The organism is Candidatus Pelagibacter sp. (assembly GCF_052048095.1).
Lineage (GTDB): Bacteria > Pseudomonadota > Alphaproteobacteria > Pelagibacterales > Pelagibacteraceae > Pelagibacter.
In genome coordinates this window covers 905,084-924,238 of sequence record NZ_JBNAKG010000001.1, presented here as the reverse complement: position 1 = coordinate 924,238, position 19,155 = coordinate 905,084, and the positions used below count along the sequence as shown (strand labels likewise).

Here is a 19,155-nt window from a genome sequence, read left to right as displayed (position 1 = left end):
TATGTTTAACGGTATAATATTCAACAAAGGTATTTTAAAAAAAATAATAAAAAGACCTAAGGGTATAAATATTTTTTTAAAAACTGATCTAAAACTTAAAAAAAAAGACTTAGGTATATCAGTCGCATGTGATGGAGTTTGTTTAACATTAGTTTCTGTTTCAAAAAATTTATTAGAATTTTATCTTTCAAACGAAACAATAATGCGATCAAATTTTAAACAAATTAAAGTCGGCAATATATTAAATTTAGAACTTCCTTTGAAGTATAAACAACCAATATCGGGCCATATTTGCCAAGGCCATGTTGATACAATTGGCAAGATAATATCTATAAAAAAAATTGATAAGTCTTATTTAATTAAATTTGGTTTAGAAAAAAAATTTAGAAAAGAGTTAATTGAAAAGGCATCAATTAGTATTAACGGAATTTCTTTAACAATTTCAAAAATAACAAAAGAAGGATTCGAAATATGGGTAATTCCGCATACTTATAAACTTACAAATCTTTCATCTCTATCAAAAGGTAGCATTGTAAATATAGAAATTGATATTTTATCAAAATATGTAAGAAATTATCTCAATGGCAAAAAGTAATTTTTCATCAATAGAATCTATAATCAATGATGCTAAAAAAAATAAAATGTTCATCTTGGTTGATGATGAAAAAAGAGAAAATGAAGGAGATTTAATAATACCAACTACTTGTGCTAATACAAAAAATATCAATTTTATGGCCAAGTATGGTCGTGGACTTATTTGTCTAGCTTTAGACAGTCACCAGGCAAAAAAACTGAATTTAAGTTTAATGTCACCTAAAAATGAATCGAGAAATAAAACTGCCTTTACAATTTCAATAGAAGCAAGAAAAGGAATTACCACTGGAATATCAGCAAAAGATAGAGCAAAAACAATTAAAGTTGCTACAAAAAAAAATGCTACAAAAAAAGATATAGTTTCGCCTGGTCATATATTTCCAATAATTGCTAGAGATGGCGGTGTCCTTGTTAGAGCCGGCCACACAGAGGCATCAGTTGATATTTCAAAACTTGCAAAAAAAAATAATTCTGCAGTTATTTGTGAAATCATGAATGATGACGGAACTATGTCCAAAGGTAAGGAATTGCATGATTTTGCAAAAAAACATAAATTAAAAATTGGTAAAATAGAAGATTTAATTTCTTACAGATTAAAAAAAGAAAAATTAATTAGACTAAAAGATAAGTCATCAATTAAATTTAAAGATAATCTTTATGATATAAGAATATACGAAAACACATTAGATGGATCTGAACATTTTGCTTTAATTAAAGGAAAATTAGGAAGAAAAATTACTCCTCGTGTAAGAGTGATTTCATCAAACGTTGTTCAAAACTATCTTATAAACCAACAATTACCAAATTCATTTAATAAAACTCTTAACTATTTTAAAAAATTTAAAAACTGTGTTTTGGTATTTATTAAAGATAGTAATTTGAAATCTGTGTCTCAAACTTTAAAAGATTATGAGAATAAAAATTTCTACAGAAAAGGTAATGATAAATTAATTAGAAACTATGGTATTGGAGCTCAAATTATTAAAGATCTTAATATCAAAAACATGATACTTATAACTAAATCACCAAAAAAAGTTATTGGATTGGATGGTTATGATATTAAGATAGTTAAACAAGAAATTATTAAATGAAGAAAAAAATACTTATTGTAGGCTCAAATTATTACAATCAAATTTACTTTGGTCTATTTCAGAGCGCTATAAATAAATTAAATAAAAAATTTAAATGTGATCAATTATTAGTTCCAGGAGTTTTCGAAATACCGGTAGCTATTTCAAAAAAAATAAAAAAATATGATGGCTTTTTGGCTTTAGGTTGCGTGATAAAAGGAGAAACACCTCATTTTGATTTTATTTCTCAAGCAGCTACAAACGCAATCATGGAATTGTCAATTCAAAATAGAAAACCAATTGGGAATGGAATAATCACTTGTCTTAACATGCAACAAGCTATCAAAAGAAAAAAAAAGGGTGCTGAAGCAGCTGAGGCAGTAATCTCAATTTTATCTATTTAATGAAAATAAAATATAGCCCAAAAAACAATCCAAGAGTTATAATAATACAAAAATTGTATGGCTTCCTAATAAATAATGAAGAAGCTATTGAGTTTCCAAAACATAGATTTAAAAAATTTATTAAAGAAGTTGTTAATGGCTCTATTGAAAGAAATGAATTGTTAGAAGATGAATTAAATAAAAATTTATCCATCAATATGAAAGAAAAATCTTTTGATAAAGTTTTTCAAATTATACTAAAAGCAGCAACATTTGAATTTTTATATAAACCAAATCTGTCGATTAAAATTATTATTAAAGAATATTTAAATGCTTCTAATTTTTTTATCGAAGATTCTCAAACTAAATATTTGAATGCTCTTCTTGATACGGTGGGCAAAAATTTAAGAAAACTTGATGAAAGAATTTGAAATAATAAAGAAATATTTTTCAAGTTTGTCAAAAAACAATCCTGCTTCATTATATTTAAATGATGATGTATTTTTTGATAGATCAAAAAAATTAGTAATTTCAGTAGATACTTATGTTGAAGGTAATCATTTTTTAGATTTTAAAAATCCAGATTTGGTTATTAAAAAAATTCTAAGATCATCAATTTCAGATTTAATCTGCAAAGGTGTTAAACCTCAATACTACTTCATTTCTGGTTCTGGAAATAAAAAATCTTTTTCGAAAAAAAATTTAAGATTAATATCTAGAGCTTTAAAATCAGAACAAAAAAAATTTGGTATAAAACTTTGTGGTGGTGATACTACAAATTCATCTAAATTAAGTTTTACTTTTGTTTCCATAGGTTTTTCAACAAAAATTATAAAACGAAATAATGCTAAAATAAATGACGATATATATGTTACAGGTGAACTGGGAGATAGTTTTGTTGGTTTGAATATTTTAAAAAAAAAAATTGTCTTAAATACAACTGAAAAAAAATATTTCACAAGAAAATATTATTTGCCAGATCTTAAAACTAATTTAGTAAATTTTATTTTACATCATGCTAATACCTCAATTGATCTTTCTGATGGTTTAATTTCTGACTTAAAAAAAATGCTAAATAATCAAAATCTTTCTTATACAATTAACTTTGAAGATATTCCTGTTTCAAAGTTTTTAGAAAAACTAATTAGGGATAAAAAAATTTCTTTTAAAAATGTTGTATCTAGAGGTGATGATTATCAAATCTTGTTCACTGCTGACAAAAAAAAATCAAGAATCATTCAAAATATTTCAGATAGATTAAATTTAAGGATTACCAAAATTGGGAATATTATTGCTAGCAAAAATGGTCCTTTAATTATTAATAAAAAAGGTAATAAAATTAAGGACTTTTACAAAGGTTTTGAACACCAATTTTGAAGTTTTTATTGCCTTTTATAGCTTTTTTTGTATTGTCCGGGCATTATTAAACTAACAACATTATCAAGGTAAAAATGAGCAACACAGAAGAAAATATATTAATTTATACAATAATCGCAGGCCTGCTATCTATTGTTTATGGTTTTTTCACTGGAAAAAACATTTTAAATTCAAGTGCAGGTAATTCTAAAATGCAAGAAATTGCATCTGCCATTCAAATTGGTGCAAAAGCATATTTAGCTAGACAATATAAAACTATTGCAATTGTTGGAGTTGTTGTACTTGTAATTGTTAGTTATGCTTTTAGTCCGCTTGTTGGTGTCGGATATTTAATCGGTGCTGCATTCTCTGGCGTGGCTGGTTATGTTGGAATGCTTGTATCGGTAGAGGCTAATGTAAGAACTGCTGAAGCTTCTAGAAAAGGTTTGGCAAGTGGTTTATCTGTTGCTTTTAAATCAGGCGCTGTTACTGGAATGTTAGTTGCTGGTTTAGCCTTATTAGCAATAGCTGTTTATTACTATTGCTTACTAAAAGCAGGAGTAGATGATAGAGAGATTGTTAACGCTCTTGTTGCATTAGGTTTTGGAGCATCTTTAATTTCAATTTTTGCAAGATTAGGTGGTGGTATTTTTACTAAGGGTGCTGATGTTGGTGCTGATTTAGTTGGTAAAGTAGAGGCAGGTATCCCTGAAGATGATCCAAGAAACCCAGCTGTAATTGCAGACAACGTTGGTGATAATGTTGGAGATTGTGCTGGAATGGCAGCTGATTTATTTGAAACTTATGCAGTTACAATTGTTGCAACAATGGTACTAGCTTCTATATTTTTCGTGGGTGATCTTAATATGATGCTTTATCCTCTAACAATTGGTGGTGCTTGTATTCTTACTTCAATTATTGGAACTTTCTTTGTTAAATTGGGAAGCAGTAAAAATGTAATGAACGCTTTATATAAAGGATTTGTTGTTTCTGCTGTAACTTCTTTGGCTATTTTATATCCAGTGACTGATTATGTTTTAGGTTTAGAAAATGTCTATAAATTTAATGACGTAACTTTCACAGGTAAAGATTTATATTATTGTGGAATTATAGGTTTAGTAATTACAGGTTTATTAATTTGGGTTACTGAATATTATACAGGAACGAATTATAGACCAGTAAAAAGTGTAGCAAAATCTTCCACAACTGGTCATGGAACAAATGTAATTCAAGGTTTGGCTATATCTCTTGAAGCAACTGCAATACCAGCTTTAATTATTGTTGGTGGTATTTTATTAACAAATCACATTGCTGGTTTATATGGAATTGCTATTGCCGTAACAACAATGTTAGCTCTTGCCGGTATGGTTGTTGCTTTAGACGCTTACGGTCCTGTAACTGATAACGCTGGAGGTATTGCAGAAATGTCAAAACTTCCTAATAATGTTAGAAAAACTACTGATGCATTGGATGCGGTTGGTAATACAACAAAAGCCGTTACAAAAGGATATGCAATTGGTTCAGCAGGTTTAGGAGCATTAGTTTTATTTGCAGCATATACTGAGGATATCAAACATTTCTCTAAAGAAGTTGGCTCGAAATTAGAAGGTATTGTTGTTACATTTGATTTATCAAATCCATATGTTGTTGTTGGTTTATTAATTGGTGGAATGTTACCTTATTTATTTGGCTCAATGGGTATGCAAGCTGTAGGTAGAGCAGGTGGAGCTGTTGTTATAGAAGTAAGAAGACAATTTAAAAAATTTCCAGGTATTATGAAAAGAAAACAGAAACCTGATTATGCAAAATTGGTAGACTTACTTACAGTTGCAGCAATTAAAGAAATGATAATACCATCTTTATTGCCAGTATTATCACCAATCGTTCTCTACTATGTAATATTTGCTATTGGTGGACAAGTAGCTGCTTTAGCGTCTGTTGGTGCAATGTTACTTGGAGTAATCATAACTGGATTATTTGTTGCTGTTTCAATGACTGCTGGTGGTGGTGCTTGGGATAATGCAAAAAAATACATTGAAGATGGAAATCACGGTGGAAAAGGTTCAGAAGCTCATAAGGCTGCTGTAACAGGTGATACTGTTGGTGATCCTTACAAAGATACAGCTGGACCAGCGGTAAACCCAATGATTAAAATTACAAATATCGTTGCTTTACTTTTATTAGCTGTTATCGCCGGTTAAGTTCTTTTCTTTTTTTGGCCCTCTGTCCAAGAGGGTCATTAATTTTTTGTCTCATACTAGATAAAAAATCATAAACAAATGATTTTTTTCTAAATGATCCTGTTGTTTCATTTTTTGCGACCTTAAGCTCGTTCATATTTTCCATCGTATAAAAATCTTTTTTCTTTATTATTCCATATTTGTCTATTTCTAAAACCAATACGTCATTTTTAAAGATTATGTCTCTTCCTAAATTCTTAAATTCTGATTGGGTTTGCTTACGTTCTATATAAATCCATATATCATTATCAAAATGACTTTTTGTTGATGGATATCCCAATAAATTAATAATATCGTTTTTATTTGATGTGTTTACTATTATCTTATCTTGTTTCTTTTCTAGTAAAGGGACTCCATGATGTTTTACAACTTTATTAAATGAGCAATTACTCAGTGCAAAAAAGATTAAAGTTATATATAAATATTTTATCATGAGTGAAAATTACATTAATGTTTATAATAATTTGATCATATTCTCTAGAAATAAAGATTTGTATAAATTTCTCAATAGAAATGATGATTTTTCAGATAGATTAACAATTCTTTTAGTTCATTTCTGTTTCTTTTTAAAAAGATTTAAAAGCGAGGAAAATAGAAAAATAATGCAAGAAATTTATGACTTTGTATTTAGACAATTAGAACTCTCTATAAGAGAAGAGGGTTATGGAGACCAATCAATAAATAAAAAAATGAAAGTTTATTTAAATTATTTTCATTCAGTTGTTGATGAATTACATTTTTGGGAAAAGATGGAATTTGACACTAAAGTAGAAAAGTTATCAATTTTTTTATCTGAATTCAAAGAAATCAAGTTTTTTGTTGAATATTTTGATGATTTTTATGACAATTTACAAAAAAATAATTTGAAATATTATCTAAACAGTGTAATTAAACCGTAATTATGGCAGTTCCAAAGCGAAAACAGACACCTTCAAGAACAGGGATGAGAAGAGCTCAGAATATGAAGTTCTCTGCTAAAAATGTTGTTGAGGATAAAAAGTCAGGTGAATATAGACTATCACATCATTTAGACTTAAAAACTGGGATGTATAAAGGCAGACAAGTTCTTGATCCTAAAGATTAATTAATTTTAATATATAATAATGACAGAAATGGTTAAAATTGCAGTTGATGCAATGGGCGGTGATGGTTCACCAAAAAAAGTCATTGATGGTATCATCAATCACCACACTTATCACAAAGATGTATTTTACAAGATATTTGGTGACGAAAATCAAATAAAAGTTTTATTAAAAGATAAGATTCATTCAGAAAACTTTGAGATAGTTCATTGCAGTGAAACAGTAAAAAGTGGCGACACACCATTAGAAGGTGCTAAAAGAGGAAAAAAAACAAGTATGTGGCTTTCTATTGAAAGCGTAAAAAATAAAGATTGTGACATAATTATTTCTGCTGGAAACACAGGGGCTCTCCTTGTTATTTCTAAATTAAATATTAAAATGATTGATAGTATAGATAAGCCAGCTTTATCTGCACTTTGGCCAAACAAAACAGGAATGAATGTTGTTTTAGATCTAGGCGCCAACATTGAGTGCAGTTCAAAAAATTTAGTTGATTTCTCAATTATGGGTTCATCTCTTTATAAAGCCCTATTTCCTAAAGATCAGGCTAAAGTTGCATTATTAAATATTGGTTCTGAAGATATAAAAGGAAATGAAACAATAAAAGAAACTTCTCAAATTTTAAACAAGCAAAATAATTTAGATTTTGAATTTTCAGGATTTATTGAAGGTAATGAACTAATGAATGGTGACGTAAATGTAATTGTGACAGATGGGTTTACAGGAAATGTCGCGTTAAAAACAGCTGAAGGAACAGCTAATTTTATTAATACAGAGCTAAAGAAAGCTATGACTGGTAACTTAATTGGAAAAATAGCAACACTTTTGAATTATGCTAATTTAAAAAAATTTAAACAAAGGCTAGATCCAAGACTTTATAATGGTGCAATATTTATAGGTTTAGATTCACCTGTAGTAAAAAGCCATGGTGGTACAGATTATATTGGTTTTTCAAATTCCTTAGAAGTTTGTAGAAAGATAGTGAAAGGAAATTTGATTAATAAGATTAAAGATAATATAAATTAGTATGAGACTCAATTTAACTAAAAAAGATTTAGTTAACAGTGTCTACATGCAGCTTGGTTTTTCAAAAGAAATTTCTGAAAATTTAATAGAAGATTTTTTTTCATCTTTGTTTATATCAGTTAAAAAAGATGGAAAACTTAAATTATCAAAATTTGGAACTTTTTCTTTAAGAGAAAAAAAATCAAGAGTAGGCAGAAACCCTAAAACCAAAGAAGAAAAAACTATTTCAGCAAGAAAAGTTGTTTTATTTAAACCGTCAAAAGAGTTTAAAGATTTAATTAATAAAAATGACTAAATCTGACGATGCATACAAAACAATAGGCGAAGTTGCTAAAATCTTAGGATTAAATGACAATAAAAAAGGGACATTAGCTACGCATACAATTCGTTTTTGGGAAAAAGAATTTAAACAAATTAGACCAAAAATTTTAAATGGAAATAGAAGATATTTTGATAACAAGAATATAGATTTATTAAAAAAGATTAAATTTTTACTAAAAGATCAGGGAATGACAATTAACGGCGTTAAAAAGATACTAGATTCTAAGGAGTCTTTACCACTTGACGAATTAGCTAATAATTCTATAAAGACTGAGAAATTAAGAATAAAATTACAAAAAATTTCTGAAATAATTAAAAAACTTAAAAATAATAAATAATATGGCAAAAAAAACACATGTTAAAGTAAGAATGGTTCCTGAAGATAAACCTGATAGTCCATTTTTTTATTATGTCAAAAAACCAGCTGGTGGTGAAAAAGCTAAGGTAAAATTAAGCGCAAAAAAATATAATCCAGCAACAAGAAAACATGAAGTTTTTGTAGAAAAGAAATTACCACCCCACAGTAAGTAATTATTTTTTATTAAAATTTTTTCTTTCGTAATTGATATAAGACCATATCATATTCTTCCATATTCTATTTGTAATGCTTGGGTCTATTTTTTGTTGAATTGATTTTTTTCTAATTTTAGCAAGAATTATCTTTATTCTTTTTTGATCAACTATTTCCTTTTTATATTGTTTAAGTTTAATGACTTCATTGACCAATTGAGTTCTTTTTTTGATGATTGAGATTAAACTATTATCTAGTTTATCTAATTTTTTTCTAATGACTTCTAATTTTTTTTTTCTTATTGGCGACATTAATTCTATTGGTATATGTGCATACTATTATATGTATAAAATATGTTTGTAAACACTGATCAGTACACAAAATATATTCGATTATGGTTAATTACAATGATTATACTCATTGTATCAATTGTTGGTGTAGGGGGATTAACAAGACTAACTGACTCTGGTTTATCTATTACAGCTTGGGAATTATTTTCGGGAATTTTTCCACCATTTAATATTGAAAAATGGAATTTTTATTTTGATGAATATAAAAAAATACCTGAATATAAAATTTTGAATTTCAATATGACTTTAGAAGAATTTAAAGTTATCTTTTATTGGGAATGGGGACACAGAATTTTGGCAAGAATAATTGGTTTAATGTCAATAATACCTCTTATTATTATTTTTCTTAGATTTAAGAAAAATTTATTTTTTGAAAAAAAATATTACTTAGTTTTCTTACTTGTTTGTTTTCAAGGATTTATAGGTTGGTTTATGGTATCAAGTGGTTTAGTTGAAAACACTGATGTAAGTCATTATAGGTTAGCCTCACATTTATCTATAGCATTTTTAATATTGTCATTGGTTTTTTGGTTTTTGTTACAAAACTTAGAAATTAAAAAAAATACTCAAAAAATTAACTTCTTTTTTTTATCAGTCTTTTTATTTTTTTTAATTATTCAAATAATATTAGGAGCATTTTTGGCCGGTTTAGATGGAGGTTTGATTTATAATACTTGGCCAGATATGAATGGACAGTTTATTCCAAGTGATATTGATAAAACAGATTTAATAAAAATATCATCATCAAATGATCCAACTGTTATACAGTTTTATCATAGATTTATTGCCTATATTATTATTTTATTTTTGGTAACGCTTAATTATTTCCATTATACCAAAGGTATAGACTTTAATAATATTACTGTTTTGAATATTGCGGTTGCTATCCAAATTATACTCGGAATAATCACCTTAGTAACTGGTGTAGAGATTAAATATGCTTCCATACACCAGTTGGGATCTATTTTAGTATTATTGAGTTTTCTTTTTATTTATTACAAAAATACTAACTGACTGCCTTAAGATTTCCTTTAGAAGATTTATTCAAAGCCTGATCAAGATCTTCAATAATATCATCTATATGTTCAATACCTATGCAAAGTCTAACATAACCTTGAGTAACACCTGAGGCTGCTAGTTCTTTTTCATTTAATTGGCTATGTGTTGTACTTGCTGGATGTATTGCAAGACTTCTTACATCACCAATATTAGCAACATGATAGAACATTTTTAAAGACTCAATAAATCTTTTGCCTGCTTCTATACCACCTTTTAATTCAATACCTACAATTGGCCCATTTCCGCCAGAAAGATATTTCTTTGCTCTTTCTGAAATATGAGCGTCATGTTTAGTTGAATAAATTACTTTTGATACTTCTTTATGTTTAGATAAAAATTCAACAACCTTTTCTGCATTTTCACAATGTTGTTTCATTCTTAATGCTACAGTCTCTAAACCTTGAATTATTGCAAAAGCGTTATCGGGCGCTAGTGCTGAGCCTAGATCTCTTAATAAACAAACTCTAGCTCTAACAGCAAAAGGCACGTTTGCTCCTGTTAATTCTGGTACTGCTTTACCCCAAATTACTCCACCATAACTAGCATCAGGCTCATTAAACAACGGTTGTCTTTTTGGGTCTGCAGTCCAATCAAAATTTCCACCATCAACGATTGCACCTGCAACTGCCGTACCATGTCCACCAATATATTTAGTTAATGAATAAACAACAACAGCAGCCCCATGTTCAATAGGCTTACATATTACAGGCGATGCAGTATTATCCATTATTAGAGGTATATTATATTTTCTACCAATATCAGAAACTTCTTTAATAGGAAAAACTCTCAAATATGGATTTGGTAATGTTTCTCCATAAAATGCTCTTGTTTTTTCATCAATGGCTTTTTCAAAACTTTTTGGATCTGATGGATCTGCATACCTAACTTCTATACCTAACTTACTTAATGTGTGAGTAAATAAAGATACAGTGCCTCCATATAAATCTGTTGAGCTGACAATATTATCTCCCGCTTGTGCAACATTTAATATTGCAAAAGTTGATGCTGTTTGTCCTGAAGATACTGTTAAACAGGCTAAGCCAGATTCTAGTCCAGCTACTCTTTTTTCTAGAACGTCATTAGTGGGATTCATTATACGTGTGTAAATGTTCCCAAACTCTTTTAATGCGAATAGATTCGCGGCATGCTCTGTGCTGTTGAATTGATATGATGTTGTTCTATAGATTGGTACAGCCACAGCATTAGTAGCTGGATCACTTTTATAGTCTCCACCATGTATAGCCAAAGTCTCGGGATTATTTTTTTTTGTAGTCATTTTTATTCCTTTTTTAGTGCTTTTGCATTATGCAAGGTGCACAATATAGTTCAAATACCCGCCAATTTAGTAAAATTTCCATTTTAGCTGTATAAAGCCCGCAATTGGATTAAATCGGCAGATTGTTTTTAGCATTTATATCAAATAAATCAATGCAAATATCAATTTGACTTTGAATTATTTAATAGTATTAATCCTGGCACAATGACAAAATTTCTTAAAAAAGACCAATTATCTTCATCATGGTATGAAATCGATGCCAAAAATGCTGTAATAGGTAGATTGGCAACAGTAATTTCAAAAATTATTAGAGGAAAAAACAAAACAACTTTCACACCTCATATGGATGATGGAGATTTTGTAGTTGTAAAAAATATTGATTTAGCGAAATTTACAGGCAAAAAATTTCAAGATAAAAAATACTACCGACACACAGGTCATCCAGGTGGTATAAAAGAAACTACTCCTGAGAAATTACATGAAAAAAAACCTGGTGAAACACTTAAATTAGCAGTTAAAAGAATGTTACCAGGAGGAGTTTTAGGTAGAAAGCAATTAACAAAATTAAAAATTTATGCTGGAGAAAATCATCCTCACACAGCTCAAAATCCTCAAGTCATTGAGATTTCTAAATTAAACAACAAAAATATAGTAAGAAACTAAAATGGAAAACACACAAAATTCAGCAAAAGCTACTAAACTAAAATTAGATTTTAAAGATAGCAAATATGCTACAGGTAGAAGAAAAACTTCAATTGCTAAAGTTTGGGTAAAAAAAGGAACTGGAAAAATCTATGTTAACGGAAAGTTAATGGAAGATTATTTCACAAGTGATAACCACAAAATGCAAATTACAAGACCTTTTGAAGTGATCAAACAATCAACTGAGTATGATGTAAGATGTAGCGTTAAAGGTGGTGGACCAACAGGACAAGCTGGTGCAATGGTGCATGGTATCTCAAAAGCATTAGTGATGTTTGATGAAGGATTAAAATCAACACTTAAAACTGAAAAATTAACTACCAGAGATCCAAGAGCTGTTGAAAGAAAAAAACCTGGTAGAAGAAAAGCTAGAAGAAGCTTCCAATTCTCGAAAAGATAATTTAAATTGAGGTTTTTATGCCTAAACTAAATGTTTTAGTTGCAGGTTCGACTGGATATATTGGAGTTCAACTTGTTAAATTATTAAATAAACACAAATATGTTAATATTAAATATTTGTGTGGCAGTAGTTCAGTTGGAAAGAAAATTTCTTTTTTTGACAAATCACTTAATAGCAAAAGATTACCCAAAATTATTAAGTTTAATAAAAATCTTTTAAAAGATATTGATGTTATCTTTACAGCTTTACCAAATGGTGAAGCACAAAAAATTTCTCAATATATTAACGAAAATAATACATTAATTGATTTAGCTGCTGATTTTAGACTAGATAGCGCAAAAGATTATCTAAAATGGTACAAACTTAAACATAATGCACCCAACAATATAAAAAAAAGTATTTATGCGTTACCTGAAATAAAAAAAAATAATATTAAAAGTTTTAAGATATTAGGTAATCCAGGATGTTATCCAACTTCAGTTTTATTACCCTTAATACCATTGATAAAAAAGAAACTCATAAGTACTAAAAATATTATTATTGACTCAAAATCAGGTTACTCTGGAGCAGGTAGAGGTGTTCATAAGAAGTATGAAAATAAAAATTTATATGAATCTATTAGCGCATATGGTGTGGGTTTTCATAGACATAATTCAGAAATACAACAGGAATTAGATAGGTTAAAAAAGGGTAAAGTTGAATTTGACTTTACACCACATTTAACACCAATGTTTAGGGGTATTTTAAGTACGATTTATATTGATCTCAAAAAACCAAATTCTATAGAATTAATTAATAAAGAACTAATTTCTTTCTACAAAAAAAAACTTTTTGTTAAAATTTTGAAAAAAAATACATTTATTAGCACTAATGACGTTATAAACACTAACATGTGTTACATTTCAGTCTGTAATACTAAACGGAAAGATAGAATTATATTACTTTCTGCAATTGATAATCTTATTAAAGGTGGTTCTGGTCAAGCAATTCAAAACATGAATTTAAAGTTTGGTTTTAAAGAAAATGAGGGTCTTCAATGAAAATATTTTTTTTATTAATTATGATTTCCCTTTCATCTTGTTCATCTTTACAAAATAAGGATAATATTAATTCTTCTAAATTTAATATTTATGAAGATTTAAATTTTGACCAATTTAAAGAAAAATTTAAAATCTTTACTGAAAATAGCCCATACCCTGATATAAAGGATTAGTATGAATAGTAAAATTAACATTGCAATAGTTGGTTTAGGGCAAATTGGTATTTATCTATACAACGAACTTCAAACTAAAAAAAAAATTATTGAATTAAAAACAGGAAAACAAATAAAGATTGTTGCAATTTCAGCAAAAAACAAAAATAAAAAAAGACGTTTTAAAATTGATAAAAAAATATTTTTTACAAATCCGTTAGAAATATTTAAAAAGACAAAAATAGATATTTTATTTGAGTCTATTGGTCTTTCAGATGGTATTTCTAAAAAAATTGTTGAAACAGCATTAAGAGAAAAAATTCATGTAATTACACCTAATAAAGCATTAATTGCAAAACATGGTGATTATTTATCATCTTTAGCAGAAAAAAATAATGTCAATTTAGAATTTGAAGCAGCGGTAGCAGGTGGAATACCAATATTAAGAAGTATTAAAGAGGGGATAGCAACGAATAAAATTTCAAAAGTCTTTGGCATATTAAATGGTACTTGTAATTACATTTTATCTGAAATGGAAAATTCCAAACAAAGTTTTGAAAATGTATTAAAAAAAGCTCAGGCCCTAGGTTACGCAGAGCCAGGAAATCCAAAATTAGATTTGAATGGCTACGATGCTTTTGCAAAAGTCAGAATTCTTTCAGCCTTATGTTTTAATTCAAAAGTAGCACAAAATAAATGTTTAATGGAAGGAATTGAAAAAATTGAATTAAAAGATATTTCAATCGCTAATCAATTAAATATGAGAATTAAACTTCTTGGTATTTCTGAAATTATAAATAATCAATTATTTGAAAGAGTACATCCGTGTTTAGTCAGTAAAAATAATTATATTGGCAATGTTAATGGTGTAATGAATGCTGTTATTACTAATGGTAAACCTGTTGGCGAGAGTATTATGCAAGGAGAGGGGGCAGGGCCAGGTCCTACGTCATCATCATTATTATCAGATCTATTATCTATTTTAAGAGAAAATATTAAGTATCCATTTGGATCACCAACAACTAAAAGAAAACAACTTAAACCCTATAATGCACTTAATTACACAAATTCTTTATATTTGAGGTTTGAAGTTAAAGATATACCTGGTGTTTTATCAAAAATTACAAATCAAATGGCTAGATATAAAATTTCAGTTAAAAGATTAATTCAAACACCTGATAATAATGCTAATAAAGCAACAATTGTTATTATTACTCATAAGACTACTGAGCAAAGTATAAACAATTGTCTAAAAAATCTTAGTAAAGAAAAAATTCTTCTAAAACAGCCCACATTAATTAGACTATATAATTAATGGAAATTTACATAAAGTTATTTGAAGTATTGTTTCCAGTTTTTTTTGTTGTAGGTATTGGATACTATTTAGGTAAAAAAAATCCCAAGATAGACACAACATTTATAACCACTTTTGCAGCTAATATAGGATCGCCTGCTATGATCATATATTCATTAAATGCAGAGTTTATTACATTTGAAGTTTTTAAAAGTTATTTTTGGTATTATTTGATTGCCATCTCTTGTTTTTTTGTTGTTGGAGTTTCTTTATTATATTTTTTAAAAGTAAAAGATATAATTAGAGAATTACCACCCTTATTAATGCCAAATACAGGAAATTTAGGACTTCCACTTAGTTTATTTGCATATGGGCAATCAGGCTTAGGTGTGGCTGGCGCAATATCAGCATTGATTATTCTTTTTCATTTTACTGTTGGAGTTTTTTTAGCAGATAGAAAATTTAATTTTGATGTAATAATTAAAAGTCCTCCTTTTTACGCAATCATAATTTCTGTTATACTTTTATATTACAACATTAAACTTCCTACTTTTATTGAAAACACAAGCTCATTACTGACATATGCTACTATTTTTTTAATTTTGATGTCTTTAGGTATAGCCTTAACAAGACTTAAAGTTTTTTCATTAAATAAAGCTTTAGTATGCTCTGTTGGAAGAGTCATTTTAGGACCTATTATTGGTTTCGGAGTAATAAAAATTTTTAATCTTAATGGTTTTGCTGCTGGTGTTTTATTAATTCAATGTTCAATGCCAAGTGCGGTTTTAAATTATTTGATTGCAACTATGTATTCTTCTAAAAAAATTGTCGACAGTGTTGCCAGTACCATAGTTGTATCAACTTTTATGTCATTTGTATCAATACCAATTGTTATATTCTTTACTTTAAAATACTTTAATTAAAGTATAACTTTATTCTAATGAAGGCGATTATTCTTAATCTGTGCGCTTGGTCTATACTTCCAATCATGGATGCTTTTGCAAAATACCTAAGTCAAGACATGCATGTTCTTCAAGTGGTTTGGGCCAGATATTTTTTTACAGTAGTAATTGTTTTGCCAATAATACTTATCTTTTTTAAAAAACAATTTAAATGGACCGATAAACCACAACTTCAACTCATTAGAGGATTATTATTACTTTTTGCCACGCTTTTTTTCTTTTATGCTCTTTCAAAAATATCAATGGCAAAAGCACTTACTTTAGCATTTGTATGCCCTTTAGTAGTAACAGCGTTTTCACCATTTTTATTAAATGAGAGAGTAGGGTTTAGAAGATGGTCAGCTGTTATAATTGGTTTTCTAGGGTCACTAATTGTAATTAGACCTGGTTTTATTGACTTTAATCTTGCTAGTATTGCTGCACTCGCTACTGGAATAATGTATGCCTTTTATTTAATTGCAACTCGTAAATTAAGTACAAGTGATAGTCCTTTATTGACATTATTATTAACTGGAATAATAGGAGCCTTACTCACTACCTTCATAATTCCTTTTGTATGGGTTTTTCCAAGTAAAGAGCAATGGTTAATGATGTTTAGTATTGGGTTATTTGCAACATTAGGTCATTTATTTTTGATACTTTCATTGAGATTAGCTGATGCTTCTAAATTAGCCCCATTAGCTTATTTTGAGATAGTAAATAACGTTATAATTGGTTTTTATGTTTTTAATGAATTCCCTGATAATTGGACTTTACTAGGTTTATTTATAATAATTTTGAGCGGTGTCTATATTTCTAGAAGAGAGGTCATTGTAAAATCATTAAAAAAATAAGTAATATTTATTTACTAACATATAAAGTATTACTTTAATTTGTGCATTTAAATTATTGTAATTATTATATTTTTAATAATAGTAAAAATATAAAAATAATGTAAAAAATAAGGTAAAAATCTAAATATACTTATAAAAATTGAAATATTAAATCAAAAAAAAATCAAAAAAATTAAAATACTATTAAAACTCAAAATTATTTAAAAAAACCAATAAATTTAATGTTTTTTAACTATATGAGTACTGTAAAACCCTATAAATAACCCATTCAAAAAAGCTTTGATATTGTTTGTTCATTGAGCTTTGCACTATGTGAATATAGCGTTTAATAGGCCATAGAACGCTCTATTTTGATATCTAGCTGCTAAATAGTACAACTGAAGGGTGAACTAAGCTATTTTTGCTAAAAATAGGCTTTTTAAACAAAAAAGCCATATTTTATAGGCTTTTTAAGACCAAAAATTCCTTAAAAAATGCTTAAATTTTAACTTTTTCAGATCTTAATAATTTTAGTTTTGTCTTGATTCCGCCCTTACCAGAGTATCCACCTAAACTACCATCTGAGCGAATTACTCTATGACAAGGTATTTTGGGAGGATAGGGGTTTTTACCCACTGCATTTGCGACTGCGCGATGAGCTTTTGGATTTCCTATTGCTTTTGCTACTTGTAAATAGGTTCTAGTTTCACCTTTGGGTATTTTTTTTAAATAATTCCAAACTTTTATCTGAAATTTAGTCCCCTTTAAGCTCATATAACTCAAATCCCGTGTTTATTGCTATTTTATCATATAATTTTTTCGCATTTTCATTAGTGGAGTGGGTAATCCATCTAATTCCTTGCCAATTCTTATCTTTCGATAGTCCTTTTAAATGATTTATTAGTTTTTGGGCTATTTTTTGTCTTCTATAATCTGGATTAACAAATAAATCGTCTAAAAATCCAATATAATGACCTTTAATAGGTCTTGGCATTGTTCTAAAATGGGCTATCCCAACAACTTTTCCCTCTAACTCAAAACAAATACCCTCAATTATATGGTTTTTATCATGTATCCAGTTCCATAAAGTATCTAAAATATCCTGTGTCATTGGAACTTTGTAAAACTTTGCATATCCACAATACAATTTTATCCAATTTTCTTTATCTTTTCTTTCTAAATATCTAATCATTTACTTTAATTATTTTAATTAAATAATTGTTATTGTTATTTTATCTTTCTTTATTAATGAATTCATAAAGTTCTTTGATTTTATTACTAGCATCAGTTTGAAATATGCCAGGAACTATGCCGTGTATAAGCGCCATTAAACCACCTGAAAGCATTTTAAAACCAACATTACTTGCAATATTCATATGCTCGAAATAACTTTCGTTTACTGAATTCAAATGTTCTTTAGATTTTTTAATCATAATTAATTAATTATTAGTATTGACTTCTAATTTCTATTATTATATTACTAACGATAATTAATGGTTATCAATAGTAATATATAAAAATGACTTTAAAAAAACCTTTTTCAATGATTCAAATAAAACCAAAAACCAAATCAGAATTAAGTATAAACTTAAAAGAGCTGCAGGAAGAAACATTAATAAATCTAAAACACTCTAAAGCCAACAATACTATAAGAGCCTATAAGTCAGATTTTAATGATTTTAGTTTATTTTGTAAACTGAATGGTTTTAATCCACTACCAACAAACCCAAAAATAGTATCATTATATTTAACAAATTTGTCAAAAAAAGACATTAAAATGAGTACTTTAAAACGTAGATTAGTTTCGATTGGTGTAATACATAAGCTTAAAGGGCATTATTTAGACACTAAACATCCCTCAATTATTGAAAATATAATGGGAATTAAGAGAAGAAAAGGAAGTATTCAAAAAGGTAAAAAACCATTATTAATCAATAACTTAAAAAAACTTATTAATGTAATAGATGAATTAAAAATTGAGGAAATAAAAAAATTTAGAGATAGATCAATAATTTTAATTGGCTTTTCAGGAGGATTTAGAAGGAATGAAATAGTTTCACTGGATTATGAAGATCTAGATTTTGTTGAAGAGGGATTAAAAATAAATCTAAGAAGATCAAAAACCGATCAATTTGGAGAAGGATCAGTTAAAGGACTACCCTACTTTGAAAACTCTAAATATTGTCCAGTAGTATCAATAATTGAGTGGATTAAAATTTCAAAAATTAATTCAGGGGCATTATTTAGAAGATTTATCAAAGGATCAAAATTATCAGATAATAGATTGACAGACCAAACAGTCGCTTTACTTATAAAAGAATATTTAAAGTTAGCAGGAATTGAAAACTCTAATTACTCAGGACACAGCTTGAGGTCAGGTTTTGCAACTTCTGCTGCTGAAGCTGGTGCAGAAGAACGAACTATAATGGCAATGACAGGGCATAAATCAACAGAAATGGTAAGAAGATATATCAAAGAAGCCAATTTATTTAAAAATAATGCATTAAACAAGATAAATTTTTAAA

27 protein-coding genes and 1 riboswitch are annotated in these 19,155 nt (G+C 28.0%); of the genes, 21 read left to right on the top strand and 6 right to left on the bottom strand.

Going from position 1 to position 19,155, the window contains the following annotated elements:
* The first annotated feature begins 1 nt into the window (after position 1).
* The 6 genes from ACTT9P_RS04855 to ACTT9P_RS04830 all read left to right on the top strand — a co-directional run bounded on the left by ACTT9P_RS04855 (position 2) and on the right by ACTT9P_RS04830 (position 5,604).
* On the top strand, positions 2 to 595 hold the full coding sequence (locus tag ACTT9P_RS04855) for a riboflavin synthase (protein WP_440909566.1): 594 nt from the start codon (positions 2 to 4) through the stop codon (positions 593 to 595).
* The gene (gene ribB, locus ACTT9P_RS04850; protein ID WP_440909565.1) at positions 582 to 1,685 is read left to right on the top strand and encodes a 3,4-dihydroxy-2-butanone-4-phosphate synthase; all 1,104 of its coding nucleotides are present in this window, start codon (positions 582 to 584) and stop codon (positions 1,683 to 1,685) included. The genes ACTT9P_RS04855 and ribB overlap by 14 nt, the downstream gene beginning before the upstream one ends.
* A complete protein-coding gene (gene ribH / locus ACTT9P_RS04845; protein ID WP_440909564.1) occupies positions 1,682 to 2,068 on the top strand; it encodes a 6,7-dimethyl-8-ribityllumazine synthase in 387 nt (128 codons plus the stop codon). The genes ribB and ribH overlap by 4 nt, the downstream gene beginning before the upstream one ends.
* Positions 2,068 to 2,478: a transcription antitermination factor NusB gene (locus ACTT9P_RS04840; RefSeq protein WP_440909563.1), complete on the top strand. Its 411-nt coding sequence runs from the start codon at positions 2,068 to 2,070 to the stop codon at positions 2,476 to 2,478. Before ribH ends, ACTT9P_RS04840 begins: the two co-directional genes overlap by 1 nt.
* Complete coding sequence (thiL, locus tag ACTT9P_RS04835) at positions 2,465 to 3,424, top strand: thiamine-phosphate kinase (RefSeq protein ID WP_440909562.1); 960 nt, start codon at positions 2,465 to 2,467, stop codon at positions 3,422 to 3,424. The genes ACTT9P_RS04840 and thiL overlap by 14 nt, the downstream gene beginning before the upstream one ends.
* 74 nt (positions 3,425 to 3,498) lie before the next feature.
* Positions 3,499 to 5,604: a sodium-translocating pyrophosphatase gene (locus ACTT9P_RS04830; protein ID WP_440909561.1), complete on the top strand. Its 2,106-nt coding sequence runs from the start codon at positions 3,499 to 3,501 to the stop codon at positions 5,602 to 5,604.
* Here ACTT9P_RS04830 and bamE read toward each other — a convergent pair.
* Positions 5,591 to 6,076 (bottom strand): outer membrane protein assembly factor BamE domain-containing protein, encoded by a 486-nt coding sequence (bamE, locus tag ACTT9P_RS04825; protein ID WP_440909560.1) that lies wholly within the window; start codon positions 6,074 to 6,076, stop codon positions 5,591 to 5,593. The two genes, ACTT9P_RS04830 and bamE, sit on opposite strands and share 14 nt — an antisense overlap.
* Here bamE and ACTT9P_RS04820 point away from each other — a divergent pair.
* Genes ACTT9P_RS04820 through ACTT9P_RS04795 form a run of 6 tightly spaced genes read left to right on the top strand, consistent with a single transcriptional unit; the run spans position 6,075 to position 8,603 of the window.
* Positions 6,075 to 6,542: a ubiquinol-cytochrome C chaperone family protein gene (locus tag ACTT9P_RS04820; protein WP_440909559.1), complete on the top strand. Its 468-nt coding sequence runs from the start codon at positions 6,075 to 6,077 to the stop codon at positions 6,540 to 6,542. The genes bamE and ACTT9P_RS04820 overlap by 2 nt on opposite strands.
* Before the next feature lie 2 nt (positions 6,543 to 6,544).
* The gene (gene rpmF, locus ACTT9P_RS04815) at positions 6,545 to 6,727 is read left to right on the top strand and encodes a 50S ribosomal protein L32 (RefSeq protein ID WP_440909558.1); all 183 of its coding nucleotides are present in this window, start codon (positions 6,545 to 6,547) and stop codon (positions 6,725 to 6,727) included.
* Between the two features lie 19 nt (positions 6,728 to 6,746).
* A complete protein-coding gene (gene plsX / locus ACTT9P_RS04810; RefSeq protein ID WP_440909557.1) occupies positions 6,747 to 7,751 on the top strand; it encodes a phosphate acyltransferase PlsX in 1,005 nt (334 codons plus the stop codon).
* 1 nt (position 7,752) lies between these two features.
* Positions 7,753 to 8,046, top strand: a complete 294-nt coding sequence (locus ACTT9P_RS04805) for an integration host factor subunit alpha (RefSeq protein WP_440909556.1) — start codon at positions 7,753 to 7,755, stop codon at positions 8,044 to 8,046.
* Positions 8,039 to 8,410 (top strand): MerR family transcriptional regulator, encoded by a 372-nt coding sequence (locus ACTT9P_RS04800; protein WP_440909555.1) that lies wholly within the window; start codon positions 8,039 to 8,041, stop codon positions 8,408 to 8,410. Before ACTT9P_RS04805 ends, ACTT9P_RS04800 begins: the two co-directional genes overlap by 8 nt.
* 1 nt (position 8,411) lies before the next feature.
* Positions 8,412 to 8,603, top strand: coding sequence for a 50S ribosomal protein L33 (locus ACTT9P_RS04795; RefSeq protein WP_440909554.1), 192 nt, complete (start codon positions 8,412 to 8,414; stop codon positions 8,601 to 8,603).
* Here the strand turns inward: ACTT9P_RS04795 and ACTT9P_RS04790 are convergent, their stop codons facing one another.
* Positions 8,604 to 8,894, bottom strand: coding sequence for a chorismate mutase (locus ACTT9P_RS04790; protein ID WP_440909553.1), 291 nt, complete (start codon positions 8,892 to 8,894; stop codon positions 8,604 to 8,606). It abuts the gene before it with no gap.
* Between the two features lie 42 nt (positions 8,895 to 8,936).
* On the opposite strand from ACTT9P_RS04790, the gene ACTT9P_RS04785 reads away from it, so the two are divergent.
* Entirely contained in the window at positions 8,937 to 9,947 is a 1,011-nt protein-coding gene (locus ACTT9P_RS04785) for a COX15/CtaA family protein (RefSeq protein ID WP_440909552.1), read from the top strand.
* Here the strand turns inward: ACTT9P_RS04785 and ACTT9P_RS04780 are convergent.
* Positions 9,940 to 11,268 (bottom strand): O-acetylhomoserine aminocarboxypropyltransferase/cysteine synthase family protein, encoded by a 1,329-nt coding sequence (locus ACTT9P_RS04780; RefSeq protein WP_440909551.1) that lies wholly within the window; start codon positions 11,266 to 11,268, stop codon positions 9,940 to 9,942. The two genes, ACTT9P_RS04785 and ACTT9P_RS04780, sit on opposite strands and share 8 nt — an antisense overlap.
* A 2-nt stretch (positions 11,269 to 11,270) precedes the next feature.
* Positions 11,271 to 11,337: riboswitch (SAM riboswitch) on the bottom strand.
* A gap of 135 nt (positions 11,338 to 11,472) precedes the next feature.
* On the opposite strand from ACTT9P_RS04780, the gene rplM reads away from it, so the two are divergent.
* Genes rplM through ACTT9P_RS04745 form a run of 7 tightly spaced genes read left to right on the top strand, consistent with a single transcriptional unit; the run spans position 11,473 to position 16,651 of the window.
* A complete protein-coding gene (gene rplM, locus ACTT9P_RS04775) occupies positions 11,473 to 11,931 on the top strand; it encodes a 50S ribosomal protein L13 (protein ID WP_440909550.1) in 459 nt (152 codons plus the stop codon).
* A gap of 1 nt (position 11,932) precedes the next feature.
* Positions 11,933 to 12,370 (top strand): 30S ribosomal protein S9, encoded by a 438-nt coding sequence (rpsI, locus tag ACTT9P_RS04770; RefSeq protein WP_440909549.1) that lies wholly within the window; start codon positions 11,933 to 11,935, stop codon positions 12,368 to 12,370.
* 17 nt (positions 12,371 to 12,387) lie between these two features.
* Entirely contained in the window at positions 12,388 to 13,410 is a 1,023-nt protein-coding gene (argC, locus tag ACTT9P_RS04765) for an N-acetyl-gamma-glutamyl-phosphate reductase (RefSeq protein WP_440909548.1), read from the top strand.
* The gene (locus tag ACTT9P_RS04760; RefSeq protein WP_440909547.1) at positions 13,407 to 13,583 is read left to right on the top strand and encodes a hypothetical protein; all 177 of its coding nucleotides are present in this window, start codon (positions 13,407 to 13,409) and stop codon (positions 13,581 to 13,583) included. The genes argC and ACTT9P_RS04760 overlap by 4 nt, the downstream gene beginning before the upstream one ends.
* A gap of 1 nt (position 13,584) precedes the next feature.
* A complete protein-coding gene (locus ACTT9P_RS04755; RefSeq protein ID WP_440909546.1) occupies positions 13,585 to 14,877 on the top strand; it encodes a homoserine dehydrogenase in 1,293 nt (430 codons plus the stop codon).
* Positions 14,877 to 15,779: an AEC family transporter gene (locus tag ACTT9P_RS04750; protein WP_440909545.1), complete on the top strand. Its 903-nt coding sequence runs from the start codon at positions 14,877 to 14,879 to the stop codon at positions 15,777 to 15,779. The genes ACTT9P_RS04755 and ACTT9P_RS04750 overlap by 1 nt, the downstream gene beginning before the upstream one ends.
* Before the next feature lie 17 nt (positions 15,780 to 15,796).
* A complete protein-coding gene (locus tag ACTT9P_RS04745; protein WP_440909544.1) occupies positions 15,797 to 16,651 on the top strand; it encodes a DMT family transporter in 855 nt (284 codons plus the stop codon).
* 477 nt (positions 16,652 to 17,128) lie between these two features.
* On the opposite strand, the gene ACTT9P_RS04740 is transcribed toward ACTT9P_RS04745, so the two are convergent.
* From ACTT9P_RS04740 to ACTT9P_RS04730, 3 genes are read right to left on the bottom strand one after another with little or no spacing between them, the layout of a single operon-like run.
* Positions 17,129 to 17,404, bottom strand: coding sequence for a methylated-DNA--[protein]-cysteine S-methyltransferase (locus tag ACTT9P_RS04740; protein WP_440909543.1), 276 nt, complete (start codon positions 17,402 to 17,404; stop codon positions 17,129 to 17,131).
* Positions 17,385 to 17,822: an N-acetyltransferase family protein gene (locus ACTT9P_RS04735; protein WP_440909542.1), complete on the bottom strand. Its 438-nt coding sequence runs from the start codon at positions 17,820 to 17,822 to the stop codon at positions 17,385 to 17,387. The genes ACTT9P_RS04740 and ACTT9P_RS04735 overlap by 20 nt, the downstream gene beginning before the upstream one ends.
* 40 nt (positions 17,823 to 17,862) lie before the next feature.
* Positions 17,863 to 18,063, bottom strand: coding sequence for a DUF6356 family protein (locus ACTT9P_RS04730; protein WP_440909541.1), 201 nt, complete (start codon positions 18,061 to 18,063; stop codon positions 17,863 to 17,865).
* A 110-nt stretch (positions 18,064 to 18,173) separates the two neighbouring features.
* Here ACTT9P_RS04730 and ACTT9P_RS04725 point away from each other — a divergent pair, with 110 nt between their 5' ends.
* Entirely contained in the window at positions 18,174 to 19,154 is a 981-nt protein-coding gene (locus ACTT9P_RS04725; protein ID WP_440909969.1) for a site-specific integrase, read from the top strand.
* Position 19,155: the final 1 nt, after the last annotated feature.

Bases quoted from the DNA above. Each gene is read 5' to 3' on its own strand.
- ACTT9P_RS04780 (WP_440909551.1), bottom strand. From the start codon at position 11,268: ATGACTACAAAAAAAAATAATCCCGAGACTTTGGCTATACATGGTGGA.
- ACTT9P_RS04760 (WP_440909547.1), top strand. From the start codon at position 13,407: ATGAAAATATTTTTTTTATTAATTATGATTTCCCTTTCATCTTGTTCA.
- ACTT9P_RS04730 (WP_440909541.1), bottom strand. From the start codon at position 18,063: ATGATTAAAAAATCTAAAGAACATTTGAATTCAGTAAACGAAAGTTAT.
- bamE (WP_440909560.1), bottom strand. From the start codon at position 6,076: ATGATAAAATATTTATATATAACTTTAATCTTTTTTGCACTGAGTAAT.
- ACTT9P_RS04785 (WP_440909552.1), top strand. From the start codon at position 8,937: ATGTTTGTAAACACTGATCAGTACACAAAATATATTCGATTATGGTTA.
- ACTT9P_RS04725 (WP_440909969.1), top strand. From the start codon at position 18,174: ATGATTCAAATAAAACCAAAAACCAAATCAGAATTAAGTATAAACTTA.
- ACTT9P_RS04805 (WP_440909556.1), top strand. From the start codon at position 7,753: ATGAGACTCAATTTAACTAAAAAAGATTTAGTTAACAGTGTCTACATG.
- rplM (WP_440909550.1), top strand. From the start codon at position 11,473: ATGACAAAATTTCTTAAAAAAGACCAATTATCTTCATCATGGTATGAA.
- plsX (WP_440909557.1), top strand. From the start codon at position 6,747: ATGACAGAAATGGTTAAAATTGCAGTTGATGCAATGGGCGGTGATGGT.
- ACTT9P_RS04745 (WP_440909544.1), top strand. From the start codon at position 15,797: ATGAAGGCGATTATTCTTAATCTGTGCGCTTGGTCTATACTTCCAATC.
- rpmF (WP_440909558.1), top strand. From the start codon at position 6,545: ATGGCAGTTCCAAAGCGAAAACAGACACCTTCAAGAACAGGGATGAGA.
- argC (WP_440909548.1), top strand. From the start codon at position 12,388: ATGCCTAAACTAAATGTTTTAGTTGCAGGTTCGACTGGATATATTGGA.
- ACTT9P_RS04840 (WP_440909563.1), top strand. From the start codon at position 2,068: ATGAAAATAAAATATAGCCCAAAAAACAATCCAAGAGTTATAATAATA.
- ACTT9P_RS04855 (WP_440909566.1), top strand. From the start codon at position 2: ATGTTTAACGGTATAATATTCAACAAAGGTATTTTAAAAAAAATAATA.
- ACTT9P_RS04750 (WP_440909545.1), top strand. From the start codon at position 14,877: ATGGAAATTTACATAAAGTTATTTGAAGTATTGTTTCCAGTTTTTTTT.
- ACTT9P_RS04790 (WP_440909553.1), bottom strand. From the start codon at position 8,894: ATGTCGCCAATAAGAAAAAAAAAATTAGAAGTCATTAGAAAAAAATTA.
- thiL (WP_440909562.1), top strand. From the start codon at position 2,465: ATGAAAGAATTTGAAATAATAAAGAAATATTTTTCAAGTTTGTCAAAA.
- ribB (WP_440909565.1), top strand. From the start codon at position 582: ATGGCAAAAAGTAATTTTTCATCAATAGAATCTATAATCAATGATGCT.
- ACTT9P_RS04820 (WP_440909559.1), top strand. From the start codon at position 6,075: ATGAGTGAAAATTACATTAATGTTTATAATAATTTGATCATATTCTCT.
- rpsI (WP_440909549.1), top strand. From the start codon at position 11,933: ATGGAAAACACACAAAATTCAGCAAAAGCTACTAAACTAAAATTAGAT.
- ACTT9P_RS04740 (WP_440909543.1), bottom strand. From the start codon at position 17,404: ATGAGCTTAAAGGGGACTAAATTTCAGATAAAAGTTTGGAATTATTTA.
- ACTT9P_RS04800 (WP_440909555.1), top strand. From the start codon at position 8,039: ATGACTAAATCTGACGATGCATACAAAACAATAGGCGAAGTTGCTAAA.
- ribH (WP_440909564.1), top strand. From the start codon at position 1,682: ATGAAGAAAAAAATACTTATTGTAGGCTCAAATTATTACAATCAAATT.
- ACTT9P_RS04735 (WP_440909542.1), bottom strand. From the start codon at position 17,822: ATGATTAGATATTTAGAAAGAAAAGATAAAGAAAATTGGATAAAATTG.
- ACTT9P_RS04830 (WP_440909561.1), top strand. From the start codon at position 3,499: ATGAGCAACACAGAAGAAAATATATTAATTTATACAATAATCGCAGGC.
- ACTT9P_RS04795 (WP_440909554.1), top strand. From the start codon at position 8,412: ATGGCAAAAAAAACACATGTTAAAGTAAGAATGGTTCCTGAAGATAAA.
- ACTT9P_RS04755 (WP_440909546.1), top strand. From the start codon at position 13,585: ATGAATAGTAAAATTAACATTGCAATAGTTGGTTTAGGGCAAATTGGT.